Below are 14,328 nucleotides of genomic sequence, written 5' to 3' on the forward strand. Positions count from 1 at the left end.
GCATCGAACGGCCGTCAGTTCGCTGCCAGGAGAATTTTTTCCGGGCTCTCGACACGGGATCGGGCACGTCCGATCCAGACACGAAGCAGCGCCAGCAGGAGATCCAGATCGACGGGTTTGGCGATGTAGTCGGAAGCCCCGGCATCCAGACATTTTTGCCGATCCCCCTTCATCGCCTTTGCGGTGACGGAAATCAGCGGGATATGAGCAATCGCCGGTGTGCCGCGAATCCGCCGCATCGTCTCGTAGCCGTCCATCTCCGGCATCATGATATCGATCAATGCCACGTCGACATCGGGCGCCTGTTCAAGAAGCGCGATGCCATCACGGCCCCGCTCGGCATGCAGAACCTGTATGTCACAGGTCTCCAGAACACTGGTGAGCGAATAGATGTTGCGAATGTCGTCGTCGACGATGAGAACTTTCGCCCCGGCGAGATCGGACTTGCCGTTGTGTTCAGTTCCTGCCCAGGCCTCTTGGCGACCTTCTCCCGGCAGCGTTGCCGAAATGTGCAGCGCCAATTGAGCGAAGTTCTCCGCCCGCGGTGCTTCCGCCAAGGCCGGGTTCAATGCCAGCACCTGTTCAAGCGCGTCCGGGTGAGGCGTAAAGAACAGCAGCTGCGGCAAGGCTTCGCCGAATTGGCCGGTGATCTCGTCCAGCGCCTTTGCGTTGTCCTTGGCGGAGCGTCCAAAGCCGAGCACGACGGCATCATAGGAGGCGAGGCCAACGTCTTCTGCATTGGCCGCAACACGACCGATCGCGGTGACCGACGTTACGCCGTCGCGGATTGCCTCGACCAGCGCCAGACGCCGCTCCGGGTCAGGGTCCACGACCAGAACGCGGCGCTGAACGCGGAGCTTCTTCGAGTGGATATCCTGAAACACCTTCATCAGCTCGTCCGAGGAAACGGGCTTGGTGGAAATGCTGGACGCCCCCTTGCGTGCGAGACTGTCGATGTCTTCGGCACCCGAGATGACATGGATGGGAATTCCCCTCGTCTTCTGGTCATGCCGCAGCAGATCGAAAAGCACCCAGCCATCGATATCCGAAAGTCCGAGATCAAGTGTGATTGCGTCGGGAACGAGCTTGCGGGCCAATGCCAGCGTGCCGGAACCTGCAGTCGACAGAACGCCTTTCAGCCCGGCCGACCGGGCGAGGCCAAGCAGCAACCCGCCAAAGGTCGGATCATCTTCGACGATCAACACGATCCGATCGGTGGGTAGGATTGAATCGCGGTCGTCGATCAGCTCTGCCGAGGGCGGACTGCTGAGCAGAGCTGTCGCAGCAACCGCCTCCGCCGCCGGAGCCAAGGTCGACTGTACTGTCGTCACGCGGGGGCCGTCGAACGGGATGATGAGGGTAAATGTCGACCCCTTGCCCGGCGTGCTTTCGACCCGCAATTCGCCGCCAAGCAAGCGAGCGATCTCGCGGCTGATCGAGAGCCCAAGGCCGGTGCCACCATACTTGCGGCTGGTGGTGCCGTCGGCCTGCTGGAAGGCCTCGAAAATCAGCTTCTGTTTGTCTTCTGGAATGCCAATGCCGGTGTCGGTGACGGCGATCGCGAGAGCCTTCACCGGCTGCGTCGCGCCATTGCGGCGGCCGGCCTTCTCAACCCGGAAGTTCAGGCTGACCTCGCCTTCCGAGGTGAATTTGAACGCGTTGGAAAGCAGGTTGAGGACAATCTGCTGCAAGCGTTTCTCATCTGTGCGGACCGTGTCGGGAAGCGCCGGATCGACCTTGATGGTGAAGCCAAGTCCCTTGTCGGCTGCCAGCTGACGAAAAGTTCGTTCCATATGCTGGCGAAGATGCGTCACCGGCATATCGTTGATGTCGATGGAAACAGTGCCCGACTCGATCTTCGACAGATCGAGGATATCGTTGATGAGGCTGAGAAGATCGGTTCCTGCCGAATTGATGGTGCGGGCGAACTCTACCTGTTTTTCGTTGAGGTTGCCGTGCTGGTTGGTCGCCAGCAGGTTTGACAAAATGAGCAGCGAATTGAGCGGCGTGCGCAGTTCGTGGCTCATATTGGCCAGGAACTCGGACTTGTATTTCGACGTGAGTGCCAGTTGCTCGGCTTTCTCCTCCAGCGCGCGTCGCGCCATCTCGATTTCGAGATTCTTGTTTTCGACCTGCTTCTTTTCGTTCTCGAGCAGCTGCGCCTTTTCCTGCAGCTCCTCGTTCGTCGCATGCAGCTCTTCCTGCTTTTTTGTCAGCTCGGTTTGACGCGCTTGCAATTCCGACGTCAGCAGTTGCGACTGCTTGAGCAGGCCCTCCGTGCGCATCGTCGCAGCGATGGTGTTGAGAACGATGCCGACGGATTCCATGAGCTGGTTGAGGAACGACTGGTGTGTGTCACGAAACTCGCCGAACGAGGCGAGCTCGATGACGGCTTTGACTTCATCCTCGAACAGGGCAGGCAGGATGATGACATTGGCTGGCGAGGCGCTGCCAAGACCAGATGTGACCCGAAGGAATTCTGGCGGCACATTGTCCAGCATGATGGCGCGCTTGTCGGCGGCACTTTGCCCAACCAGGCCCTCTCGCAGATCAAGCCGCTGCTTGATGGCAGCTTTGCTCTCGGCGCCATAGGAAGCCGCCAGCTCAAGATAGGATTCCTCCTCGTCGCGATTGGTGACGTAGAACACCCCATACTGGGCGTTCACCAGAGGAGCGAGTTCGGACATGATGAGCCGCGAGACGGTGGCAAGATCGCGCTCGCCTTGCAGCATGCGCGAAAACCGGGCGAGATTGGTCTTCAACCAGTCCTGCTCGGCATTCTTCAGCGTCTGATCCTTCAGATTGCGGATCATTTCGTTGATGTTGTCTTTTAGCGCGGCGACCTCGCCGGACGCTTCGACGCTGATCGAACGGGTAAGATCGCCCTTGGTCACCGCCGTCGAAACCTCGGCGATGGCACGCACCTGGGTGGTCAGATTGGCAGCGAGTTGATTGACATTGTCGGTGAGGTCGCGCCAGAGGCCGGCGGCACCTGGCACACGCGCCTGACCACCGAGCTTACCCTCGATGCCCACCTCACGGGCGACGTTGGTCACCTGGTCGGCAAAGGTGGCAAGCGTCTCGATCATGCCGTTGATGGTGTCGGCCAGCAGGGCGATCTCTCCCTTCGCGTCGACCGTCAGTTTGCGCCTGAGATTGCCTTGCGCGACCGCCGTCACGACATCGGCGATGCCGCGCACCTGATTGGTCAAGTTCGTCGCCATCAGGTTGACGTTGTCGGTCAGGTCCTTCCAGGTACCGGCAACACCTTCGACGCGCGCCTGGCCACCAAGCTTGCCCTCGGTGCCAACCTCACGCGCGACTCGGGTGACCTCGCCGGCGAAGGAGTTCAACTGGTCCACCATGGTGTTGATGGTCGACTTGAGCTCGAGGATTTCGCCCTTCACATCGACGGTGATCTTCTTCGACAGGTCGCCGCGCGCCACGGCGGTCGTGACTTCGGCGATGTTACGCACCTGGCCGGTCAGATTCTCGGCCATCGAGTTCACATTGTCTGTGAGATCCTTCCACGTGCCGGCAACGCCGCGCACCTGCGCCTGGCCTCCCAACTTGCCTTCCGTGCCGACCTCGCGTGCCACGCGCGTGACTTCCGAAGCGAAGGAATTGAGCTGGTCCACCATTGTGTTGATGGTGTCCTTCAGCTCCAGGATCTCGCCGCGGACATCGACGGTGATCTTCTTCGAAAGGTCCCCGAGCGCCACGGCGGTGGTCACCTCGGCGATGTTGCGCACCTGGCCGGTCAGGTTGGCCGCCATGGCGTTGACGTTTTCGGTCAGATCCTTCCACGTGCCGCCTATGCCGCGCACCTGGGCCTGGCCGCCAAGCTTGCCGTCGGAGCCGACCTCGCGCGCCACACGCGTCACTTCCGAAGCGAAGGAATTGAGCTGGTCGACCATCGTGTTGATGACGTCCTTGATCTGCAAGATCTCGCCCAGCGCGTCGACGGTGATCTTCTGGGTCAAGTCGCCGGTCGCAATGGCCGTTGCCACCTTCGACACGTCACGCAACTGCACCGTCAAATTGCCGGCCATGGCGTTGACGTTGTCGGTCAGATCCTTCCAGGTGCCACCGACGCCTTCGACATGCGCCTGGCCACCAAGCTTGCCTTCCGATCCCACTTCGCGGGCCACACGCGTGACCTCAGAGGCAAAGGAGTTCAGTTGGTCGACCATCGTGTTGACGGTGTCCTTGAGCTCCAGGATCTCGCCTTTGACGTCGACGGTGATCTTCTTCGACAGGTCGCCGCGCGCCACGGCGGTGGTGACTTCTGCGATGTTTCGAACCTGGCCAGTCAGGTTGGCGGCCATGAGATTGACGTTGTCGGTCAAATCCTTCCATGTGCCGCCGACGCCCCTCACCTCTGCCTGGCCGCCCAGCTTGCCTTCGGTGCCGACCTCGCGTGCCACGCGCGTCACTTCCGAGGCAAAGGAGTTCAGTTGGTCGACCATCGTGTTGATGGTGTCCTTGAGTTCCAGGATTTCGCCTTGCACGGCGACCGTGATCTTCTTGGACAGATCGCCCGACGCGACCGCCGTCGTCACCTCGGCGATATTGCGCACCTGACCGGTCAGGTTCTCGGCCATCGAGTTGACGTTGTCGGTGAGGTCCTTCCAGGTGCCGGCGACGCCGCGCACCTGCGCCTGGCCGCCAAGCTTGCCTTCGGTGCCAACCTCGCGTGCCACGCGCGTGACCTCGCCCGCGAATGAATTCAGCTGGTCCACCATTGTGTTTATCGTGGATTTCAGCTCGAGAATCTCGCCCTTCACGTCGACCGTAATCTTCTTCGACAGGTCGCCCAAAGCCACTGCGGTCGTCACTTCGGCGATGTTGCGCACCTGGCCAGTCAGGTTCTCGGCCATGGAATTCACATTGTCGGTCAGATCCTTCCACGTACCACCAACACCCTCAACGCGCGCCTGGCCGCCAAGCTTGCCTTCAGTGCCGACCTCGCGCGCCACGCGCGTCACTTCCGAAGCGAAGGAATTAAGCTGGTCCACCATCGTGTTGATGGTGTTCTTCAGTTCTAGGATTTCGCCCTTGACATCGACTGTGATCTTCTTCGACAGGTCGCCCGACGCGACCGCGGTCGTAACCTCCGCGATGTTGCGCACTTGCCCGGTCAGGTTCGTGGCCATCGCGTTGACGTTGTCGGTCAGATCTTTCCACGTGCCGGCGACGCCCTTGACCCGGGCCTGGCCGCCGAGCTTGCCTTCCGTACCGACCTCGCGCGCCACGCGCGTCACCTCGGAGGCGAAAGAGGCCAACTGGCCGACCATGGTGTTGACGATCTTGCCGATGCGCAGGAATTCGCCGCGCAGCGGTCGGCCGTCAATTTCGACCATCATGGTCTGCGACAGGTCACCCTTGGCGACGGCGCCGATAACGCGCGCAACCTCAGCCGTTGGCTGAACCATGTCTTCGATGAGATCATTGACTGAACGGACACTGGATTCCCAACTGCCGGTGGCATTGCGAACCCGGCCGCGCTCGCCTATCCGCCCTTCCTTGCCGACGACCCGGCTCAAGCGCTCGAACTCGCGCGTCACTTGGTCGTTGAGGTCAGCGATCTCATTGAAAGTCTCAGCTATCTCGGAATCGAGGCCTTCATAAACATTGTCGATGCGGACGGAGAAATCGCCGCGCCGGAAGGCTTTCAGAGAATTCAGGATGCTTCGACGGTCCAATTGCTTCTTGGATGCCTGCACGGTCACAGCGCCACTCCCAGCCCTATGGATTTATACGGATAAAGTTGCCCCCGCGGCCAATGGTGGATCGCGCCGCAAGACTCCAAACGCGGCATCTTCAATTTTGTTCCATCGTGCCGTGAATTCCAGGCCGACGGTTGCGCCTTGGTTTGAACGCCGGATTTTCATGATGCGGTTGTGGATTTATCGTGCTTCAGCCGACCACGACACGTCATAGCCGTTTGCCATTGCCAGAGAGGCGGAATTGCGTTGCGCAACTCGGAAGGCGAGGCAGCCACCCGGTGGTCGAAGCTCACGGCAATTTTCTTGCCGGACATGGCATGGACCATAAGCCCGACCAATTCCTCGTCGTCGCAGCGACACTCAGGAAACCTTGCGCGGATTTCATCGACCGCAAACGCCGTCGAGATAATGTCGTCAGCGCGATAGCCAGAGATCACCGCGTAGACTGCGCTATAGGTTTCAAGGTCAATGACTTCTGTTTTCAGCACATCATCCTCCCTGCGGAAGGCCGACGGCAGAGGCGCCGGATGTCTCGCAAAGATTGCTAGATGCCGGCATCGAGTCTTCGGCGCTGTATCCTGTTCATTCTATGACGGTTGGCCGCGCTGTCGATAGCTCTGCAAGGCTTTGTACGCTTCCAGACACTGATTCACGCGAGCGACCAGATCAGGCATCGTGCCGTTCATATACGTTTTCCGGTTCACTGTAGTGCCGTCCGCCAACTGAAACAGTCCACCCGACCAGAATGACGATTGTCGGCCCATTCACTTTAAGCCCCCCAGGTCAGCGAGTGAGTTGTGGCCAACACTCCAACACCTCCGCCATGCTGGCCGCCTCAATCTGCTCACTGAAGCGGGAATGGTAGACTTCCATCAGTGCGTCATGGGTCTGGTCGGCAGAGCTGCAGATGGCATCGGTGACGAGAATGACGCGGAAGCCACGATCGATGGCGCCAAGCACGGTCGCGAGAACGCAAACGTCGGTTTCGCCACCGGTGATCACGAGCGCACGCACGCCGGAGCCACTCAGCAGCGCGTCGAGCCGCCCCTCGGTCCAGGGCGAATAGACGTGTTTGTCGACCACCGTCGCCGGCGGTACAAATCGTGCAAGTTGAGGCATCAGCTCGATCAGGCGCGGATCGATGTTGGAAAGGGTTACCTCCGCCCACCGACGATAGTAGTTTGCCCACATTCCCGGCGCCTCGCCCGGGCGGGCGGCAGGAATGAAGCGCGTGAACAGGGTACGGCTGGCATGTCTGGCGACCAGTTCTTCGATCGCCGGGACCACCTTTTCAGCCCACCGCACGGGCCAAGGTCCACCCGGCGCAAACAGGCGCTGCATGTCGACGCACAGATGCAGGCCATCGTCGCCTATTGGTCCGTGAATCAATCCTTGGGCGGCCACTGGTGGATTCCGTCGGGTTTGGGTTACTGGCCTGCCTGCCGCGCTGCATCGGCCTCAGCCACATCAACAGTATAAAGCAATTCACCGTTTTCGTTGGATACCCTCACAAGCCAGCCGGACAGAGCGTCCGTGCCAGGCTGCAGGTCGGCGAGAAGATCGATTGCGCAGCGGATAGCTTCGGACCGGGCCGCCTCAAGGCTCGCCATCCTCGACGGCGGTATGCGTCGGCTGGTTTCGCCATCGCGATACTCAAAGACATATACGTCGCCGGCGCCGTCGCTTGCAGAGGTTATCTCGACCTGGTCGAAATTGCCGTTGCTGCTCGCGTCATATTCATTGGCTGCGAGATCAAAGGTCGCTGTCTGGACCAGGATTGCCTTTGCGCGGGCAAGCACGTCATCTTCAGCTTGTATCCCGACGTTTGCCATGTCCACCGTAACGCAGTCGCCGCCCTCGCCGCAAAATATCACCCGGCGAACCGACTGCCCGTCTGGCGCCCTGGCATTCACCACTTCGGTCCGAACGACTTGCATGACACTCTCCTGCCTGTCTGACAATGTTCATGGTGCGCTTTCGGTTCCTGCGGATGCAGGCGCCGGCCCGGCAACTTAACGGCTTGCGCCGCCGCCAAAGGCCATTCCGAACCCAAGGCCAACAATGAAGAGGCCGGCGATCCGCTGCTGCCAAAGCCGCACACGAGGGCGCTTCAGGATCCAGGCGCCTATGCTGCCGGAGGCCACGGCATAGGTCCCCAACACCAACACGCCCGTCATTTTCTGAGTTGCTCCCAGCAGCAACAGTTGAAGCGTCACGGAACTCCCATGCGGATCAACGAACTGAGGCAGGAACGCTACCATAAACGTGATGGGCCACGGATTGAACAGATTGGCAATCATGCCTTCCCGTGCCGCGGCGACGGCCTTGATCGGGGCCGTATCCGGCCGGGCCTGTGTTTCCGGCTTCGTGAAGACCAGCCCTAGCCCGAGCCATACGAGATACGCCGCCCCAAGCCATTGCAGTGCTCCAAAAGCTAGTGGGGAGGTTCGCACGAGAGACGAAACACCGAACGCTATGAGAGGAAGCTGAACCATGCCGGCGCCGGCCGTCATCCCCAATACCGTGAACAGCGCAACCCTGCGTCCCTGCCCTATGCCGCGCGCCGTCACCAGCATGCTATCCGGCCCGGGCGGCATCTGCAGCAGGACGACCGTTCCCACGAATGCTATCCAGTGGGCGGGATCGATGACTTGTTCCTCTCAACAATGATGCTCTTGTTGGACTTGGAGCGGCGATATAGCCGGTCAACGCGAAGCTGCGGCGCCGAGGCCGTTGCGCAGAAGTAGCTCATGTCTGGTTCAGAATTAACTGCAGAGCCGCGACCGCCTTGCTCCACGATCATCTCGGCAATGTACTCCTTGAGGTCCCCGACTTCGTCCTGAATGTCCTCGGGGGCGATGCCTTCCTCGTCTGCATCCGCGATGCATTGGCTTGCGAGTTCCTCTGCGGCATCGACGCCCTTCCGCATGAGAGCAGGCTTTTCGATCACATGCTCCTCAATCCATACTCCGACGAAATGGACTGTACGATTTACGATGAGGTCAGCGTCTTCCGAGAGCTGCGCCTCGGTTTTCAAATCGTCCCTCGTGGACACTTTCATGGAACTCACCTCGGCAAATGGGCTCACTTCCAACGCCGACAGGTTGCCAAAAGATGCACCGTGCCGATGAAAATCGCTGTCGAGACCGACAGGATTTCCCCCCACCGGACATTCACGGTGCACCGAGCCCCCGCCGCAGGAACAATTCGAACGGAAACGCGTTGCCCTAGCTGGAAACGGGATAAGCGCAAAATGGCCGCGCCACGTGCTGCCTGGAAGGGCTTCTTGAAGGTTGGTTCGGTTACTTGCGGCGTGAAGATTGTCGGCGCAACCAGCGAAGCATCCAAGATCCATTTCAAGATTTTGAACCGCAAGGACGGTCTGCCGGTCAGGAGCGTCTACGCCGACGAGGAGACCGGAAAGCTGGTGGATGCAGCGGATCAGGTGAAGGGTTTCGAGATCGAAAAGGACGAATTTCTCCAGATCGAACCTGACGACATAAAGGCGTTGAAGCTGACGTCGAAGCACACGCTCGAAGTCGGCGAATTCGTATCGATTGACGATATCGATACGCGCTATCTCGAGAAGCCCTACTATCTGATCCCGGCCGACGGCGCCGCAATCGAAGCATACGGAGTGATCCGCGATGCCATGAAGAACAAGGGCGTGGCCGCTCGATCCTGCGTGGTGCTCTACCAGCGCGGCCGCGAAGTGCTGATTCAGCCCTATGGCAAGGGGATGGTGATGACCGAGCTTCGCAACCACAACGAAATGGTTTCGGAAAGCACTGTGTTCGATGGATTGGCCAAGCAGAAATACGACCCCGATCTGCTCGAAATCGCCGGCATGCTTATTGACAAAAAGGTGACGACCTTCGATCCCTCGAAATTTGAAGACACCTATGAAGACGCGCTGATCGCCATGATCGATGCAAAGCGCAAAGGCAAGAAGCTGCCGAAGCCCGCACCAAGGCCACAGGAGAATGTCATCAACCTCGCTGAGGTGCTGAAGAAGAGCCTCAAACAGGAAGGGCTGGCGAGATCCACAAAGAGAGCCTCACCGAAACGCAAGACAGCATAGTTGATAACTGCCCAGCCAGAAGGTCCGCACAGCAGCCCCAGCCGCCCCTAAATCGTTTGGAACAATTCTCGCGGTTGCCCGTTGGCCACCAAGGACGATGCCGTATGCCGAGATCAAGAACGTCGACAGGCAGTCCTCAAAGAGCCAGAGGCAGCGGATGCCAACATTGCGCTCAAAGGAGCCGGAACGCAGGACTCTGATCGGGCGCCGACAAGCCCCAGGACCGCTGGCCATCGGTAAAAATACATGGGGTGTGAAAAGACCCTTTCGCCTCCAGACGCGGCGACGCGCGACCTGTGGCGGGCCGAACCCACGCCCAAGCGAAACCCGGAGAATAGATGTGCCCCCCAAACCAGAGCCAACCGAAGAGCCGCCAGTGGATGCGCCGACGTGGACGCCGGACATACGCGAGCCTGAGCCGGATCTTCTTCCCGACGAAGTGCCAGTTCCTAATCCGGACGAGAACCGTGATCCGCCAAAGCGAGGCGTGGTGACAGACTGAACAACGGGTTTGGTCCGGCATCCTCCTGCAAAGGCGTTTATCTCGCCGCCGGGTTCAAGATCGCCAGTGAAATGCGACTGGATTTGGCTAACGCCGAATGCTTGACGGATTTGGTCTCGATGGTGTGGACCTGCCGACGCTTCGCCAAGCCTCATTTTCCAAGTATCTGTTCGAACGTGCATTGCTTCGGGCTTTTGTCAGGACGCCATCGCAGAAATTTGGTGCCATGACGGAAACGATCCCCGGTGACATGATCGAACCGCACCTCCGCCACCAGTTCGGGCCGCAATGGCTCCCATTGTCCGCTTCTTTCCGTGCTCCACCGACTGGGACCGCCCGGCGCTTTTCCCGTGAAGCCAGGAGCCGATCGCAAAGCTTCAAGTTGTCGCGTAAGCTTGGCCCTGTCCTCCCGGGCGATCGTCGAAGTGAACCCGACATGGTCGAGTTGCCCCTGGTCATTGTACAGGCCAAGCAACAGGGAGCCGACTTCACGCGAATTCGCCAGGTAGCGGAACCCTCCGACGACACAATCGGCCGTGCGCAGGCGCTTGACTTTGACCATGGCGCGCTCGCCGGGTCGATATTCGTCATCGAGAAGCTTGGCAACGACCCCGTCGGTCGAACCTTGTCCGGATTGGCCAAGCCATCTGCCTGCCGCCGCCAAATCACGCGTCGCCCGAGACAGTTCGAGATCCTTTCGCGCGGCCGACTTTACGAACAGTTCGAGTGCAGCGCGCCGAACCGAGAGCGGCTGCTGCATCAAGGCGCCCTCGGAGGTCGCCAACATGTCAAAGAGGATCAGCTTTGCCGGCGTCGCGACCGACAGTTTCCGGATCCTGCTTTCCGCCGGATGCAGCCGCATCTGCAAGGCGTCGAAAGAAAGAGAGCCTGCAATTTCGATGACGATCTCACCATCGACCACGAACTCTTTTGTTTTCAGTTCATGCAACATCGCGACGACTTCCGGGAAATACCGCCCTAACGGCTTGCCGGATTTTGCACGCAACTCCACGGCCGCGCCGGATTTAAAGGCCAGGCAGCGGAACCCGTCCCATTTGGGTTCGTATTGCCATCGGCCAGCATCGGCCGGCAACGTGTCGGCAGCCTTTGCTTCCATCGGCGCCGTGCTCAACGCCACGCCGAAAGACGATTTTACACTCGTCGGCAGATCGCGAGAGATGGCAGATTCGCCCGTCATGAAAGTTCCGTGGACAACGATGGAGATCGACTCAACGCAGCACTGGTGCCGGCTTTGGAAAAAATCATGCTCCAACAGGGTTAGGTCATGATGAGATTTCAACCAATCTCATCATGACCTGGGACGGTCTACTCGGCAGCCTGCATGTTGATCTTGCTTTCCGCCATTTCGGTGAGCTTGCGATCGGTCGCCTGCTCTTCTTTCAGGTTCTTGGCCAATACGTTGGCGCAGTCACTGCGGCCAAGCTGCTTGGCCCAGGCGATGAGCGTGCCATATCTGGTCATCTCATAGTGTTCGACCGCCTGCGCCGACGCTATCAGCGCCGCGTCTAGAACCTCCTTGTCGTCGACGTCGCCGCTCACATCGTCGGCTTCCTCCAGAATGCCGTCTATCGCCGGGCAGTTGACCTCCTTGGCCTTGACGCCATGCAATTCGAACACCTGTTCGACGCGCTCGATATGGCCTTTGGTCTGCTCGAGGTGTTTTTCGAATCCGGCCTTCAATTGCGGATCGGTTGCCTTGCCGATCATCTTCGGCAGCGCTTTCTCGATCTGCTTTTCGGCGTAATAGATGTCGCGCAGCGTGTGCACGAAGAGATCGTCGAGTGTCTTGATGTCCTTCGAAAAGAAGCCCATGGCCTTACCTTTCATTGTGCAGAAGTTCGGGTTCGGCGGCGGCTTGCCCGCCACCCGCGGAGGCCGGGAACTCGTCCCGGCTTGCTGGTCAACGCACCGGTGCTGGAGGAGTTCCTGATTCCGAGCCGGGCCGTTACTTCTTTTCGAGACGCTGCGATCCATCTCCAAAGGAGCTTTGACCCAATCACACGTTCCATGGTCCAGACGACGACCCCAAGGCGCACGCCGGCGCGGAAAAACTGACGGCCAGGAGAGCGGAAACGTGCTCTGCGCCGCAAGCTCTCGCAGGCGATGGCTGCCTCGACAAATGCAATGCCAGCGTCGGGCGCGCACTATTTTCGGGAGAACTCTTGGTCAAGTATGCGAAGGCCCTCTTCATATTTGGCCGCCGACGCTCGGACCTGCCTCGACTGCCAGATGTTGTCCTCCAGATCGGCGCGTTTTACGGGGAGCGCCACTGGGTTCGACGCAGCCCGCCGGACAAAGGCGAAATACTCCTCATCCGGCCTGCGCGACATGGCATCGACCGCCGCGGCAATTGTCGGTCCGAAGCCTGCTTCTTCGAGCTTGGCGCGGGTCCAGCCTTCGCCTTTCTCCAGAACGTCATGAAGGTAGGCAACAGTCTTCTGATCGATTGTCTCGACGGCGTCGACGACACGGCGGCAATGCTCGATGTAGGGCCGCCCGGTCTTATCGCGCTGCGACTCGTGAACCTCCTCCGCAATCTTTGCCGCCTGGTAGAAAATGCTCATCGCGCCTGTCGTTACCGTGATTGTCTCTGCCTGATGAAACCTATTCGCCGATATGTGGCGTGTGTCGCTTGTCCTCGGCAGGGTCGACATCGATACGGGCCTTTTCCGGATCGAAAGCGCCGTGACCTGCAATAGCCAGAGCAGCCGCATCGGGCGTTTCGTAGGCCCACATGAAATCGTCGGAAGAACTGCCGACGGCGTGGACACGCCAGTAGCTTGCGGTGCCTTTAAGCGGGCACCAGGTGGTGGTGTCGGTCTTTTCGAAAAGATCGAAATAGATGTCCTCGAAGGGGATATAGAAAACGGGCTCGTGCCCGTCTTCACGCAGGACCTTCGCCCGCTCCGTAGCTGCGACGATGGCGTCGGAAAACCGCACCGTCACCGTGCCGGAAAACGGTTCTATGGCCAATCGGCCAAGGTTTTGCTGTGAAGTTGCGCCTGAAGTTTGCATCTGAATTTCTCCCTGGCGATTACCGCAAGATCGGTCATGCCTGGAGACGAAATGCGCGGCGGCGCTTCAGGTTCCGGCATGTCCGATGAACCTGAATGGCGGGCCAGACTTAAAGCGCCTCCCGCTTGCCGTATCCAGCAGTTCTCGTTGGTAAGGCGCGGTGAAATGCTCGTCCAACCCATTCGAAGACTTTAGAAGGACGACACGGTCGTCGCTTCCGTGGAGCGTCAGGGCTGGCGCCGAAATGATCTTCGCCGCTACTTGCCGGCGGGCGAGTTCGTGGCTGGAGATGCTCCAGCTGTTTGGCCGTCGTCAGCTGCCGCCTCATGTACGGGCTCCGGGGCGGCCTCAGTTGCTGCCAAGTGGGCCGCAAGGTCCCTATAGACCTTGTCCCTGCCGCCATCGTGTTTAGCGATCAGGCCAAGTAAGTCATGACGGCTTAGCTTTGCAATCTTCATTAGGAATTCGAATTCGTGCTTCGGAATCGAGGCTGCTAAGCGATCGAGTTTGGCCCGCCGGGTCTCTTTGGACACATGTGCTCCTATGTATCCAGCCATGCGAGGCACGTACTCGAAGGCCCGCCATTGTCTTGATGGCGGGCCTTCGGGCGGCCGAAGCCGCTAGGTCCATCGGCTACTTGTTGCAATTTTGCACGGTCGAGGTCGTTGCGCCACTTGCAGTGTTGTTATCGATGTCATTGCCTGCGGCGTCCTTGCAACGGTCGGTCATGCCGTTCGATTTTGTAGTCGAGTTTGTGGAATTCGGATCGGTTGGCACGGCCGCATTCCCGCTGCCAGTGCCATTGCCAGCGGCGCCGCCGCTGCCAACAGTTCCAGTACCAGTTCCATTACCCGTGCCAGCCGTGCCGCCAGCACCCGTTCCATTTGTCTGCGCCAAGGCGGAACCGGCCAAGGCAATAGTTATCACCGACGCGGCTAGAATTTTCTTCAACATTGGAGTCTCCGTGTTTGAATCGCCGA

General features: G+C 59.5%; 11 protein-coding genes. 1 reads left to right on the top strand and 10 read right to left on the bottom strand.

Going from position 1 to position 14,328, the window contains the following annotated elements; translation table 11 throughout:
• Nucleotides 1-14: 14 nt before the first annotated feature.
• The 5 genes from NKH22_RS08550 to NKH22_RS08570 form a co-directional block, all read right to left on the bottom strand.
• On the bottom strand, nucleotides 15-5,726 hold the full coding sequence (locus NKH22_RS08550) for a HAMP domain-containing protein (RefSeq protein ID WP_352803796.1): 5,712 nt from the start codon (nucleotides 5,724-5,726) through the stop codon (nucleotides 15-17).
• Nucleotides 5,727-5,890: 164 nt separating this feature from the next.
• On the bottom strand, nucleotides 5,891-6,217 hold the full coding sequence (locus NKH22_RS08555; RefSeq protein WP_023754442.1) for a hypothetical protein: 327 nt from the start codon (nucleotides 6,215-6,217) through the stop codon (nucleotides 5,891-5,893).
• 295 nt (nucleotides 6,218-6,512) lie between these two features.
• On the bottom strand, nucleotides 6,513-7,133 hold the full coding sequence (locus tag NKH22_RS08560; protein WP_023754443.1) for a cysteine hydrolase family protein: 621 nt from the start codon (nucleotides 7,131-7,133) through the stop codon (nucleotides 6,513-6,515).
• A 23-nt stretch (nucleotides 7,134-7,156) separates the two neighbouring features.
• On the bottom strand, nucleotides 7,157-7,642 hold the full coding sequence (locus NKH22_RS08565) for a DUF6894 family protein (protein ID WP_156933725.1): 486 nt from the start codon (nucleotides 7,640-7,642) through the stop codon (nucleotides 7,157-7,159).
• A gap of 99 nt (nucleotides 7,643-7,741) precedes the next feature.
• Nucleotides 7,742-8,350, bottom strand: coding sequence for a LysE family translocator (locus NKH22_RS08570; protein WP_245260607.1), 609 nt, complete (start codon nucleotides 8,348-8,350; stop codon nucleotides 7,742-7,744).
• A 167-nt stretch (nucleotides 8,351-8,517) separates the two neighbouring features.
• Here NKH22_RS08570 and ku point away from each other — a divergent pair, with 167 nt between their 5' ends.
• Entirely contained in the window at nucleotides 8,518-9,810 is a 1,293-nt protein-coding gene (ku, locus tag NKH22_RS08575) for a non-homologous end joining protein Ku (RefSeq protein WP_348625490.1), read from the top strand.
• 653 nt (nucleotides 9,811-10,463) lie between these two features.
• Here ku and NKH22_RS08580 read toward each other — a convergent pair.
• The 5 genes from NKH22_RS08580 to NKH22_RS08600 form a co-directional block, all read right to left on the bottom strand.
• Nucleotides 10,464-11,510, bottom strand: coding sequence for an ATP-dependent DNA ligase (locus NKH22_RS08580; RefSeq protein WP_023815880.1), 1,047 nt, complete (start codon nucleotides 11,508-11,510; stop codon nucleotides 10,464-10,466).
• A gap of 128 nt (nucleotides 11,511-11,638) precedes the next feature.
• Nucleotides 11,639-12,145, bottom strand: a complete 507-nt coding sequence (locus NKH22_RS08585; protein ID WP_023668075.1) for a YciE/YciF ferroxidase family protein — start codon at nucleotides 12,143-12,145, stop codon at nucleotides 11,639-11,641.
• A 332-nt stretch (nucleotides 12,146-12,477) separates the two neighbouring features.
• Nucleotides 12,478-12,897: an HD domain-containing protein gene (locus tag NKH22_RS08590; RefSeq protein ID WP_352512495.1), complete on the bottom strand. Its 420-nt coding sequence runs from the start codon at nucleotides 12,895-12,897 to the stop codon at nucleotides 12,478-12,480.
• A 40-nt stretch (nucleotides 12,898-12,937) separates the two neighbouring features.
• Complete coding sequence (locus NKH22_RS08595; RefSeq protein ID WP_352909375.1) at nucleotides 12,938-13,348, bottom strand: DUF427 domain-containing protein; 411 nt, start codon at nucleotides 13,346-13,348, stop codon at nucleotides 12,938-12,940.
• Between the two features lie 633 nt (nucleotides 13,349-13,981).
• Nucleotides 13,982-14,302, bottom strand: a complete 321-nt coding sequence (locus tag NKH22_RS08600) for a hypothetical protein (RefSeq protein WP_023807304.1) — start codon at nucleotides 14,300-14,302, stop codon at nucleotides 13,982-13,984.
• Between the last annotated feature and the right edge of the window lie 26 nt (nucleotides 14,303-14,328).

The sequence above is a fragment of the Mesorhizobium sp. M1252 genome, assembly GCF_040318265.1.
Lineage (GTDB): Bacteria > Pseudomonadota > Alphaproteobacteria > Rhizobiales > Rhizobiaceae > Mesorhizobium.

Coding starts and splice junctions, on each gene's coding strand:
- NKH22_RS08595 (WP_352909375.1), bottom strand. CDS start 13,348: ATGCAAACTTCAGGCGCAACTTCACAGCAAAACCTTGGCCGATTGGCC.
- NKH22_RS08600 (WP_023807304.1), bottom strand. CDS start 14,302: ATGTTGAAGAAAATTCTAGCCGCGTCGGTGATAACTATTGCCTTGGCC.
- NKH22_RS08590 (WP_352512495.1), bottom strand. CDS start 12,897: ATGAGCATTTTCTACCAGGCGGCAAAGATTGCGGAGGAGGTTCACGAG.
- NKH22_RS08580 (WP_023815880.1), bottom strand. CDS start 11,510: ATGACGGGCGAATCTGCCATCTCTCGCGATCTGCCGACGAGTGTAAAA.
- NKH22_RS08585 (WP_023668075.1), bottom strand. CDS start 12,145: ATGGGCTTCTTTTCGAAGGACATCAAGACACTCGACGATCTCTTCGTG.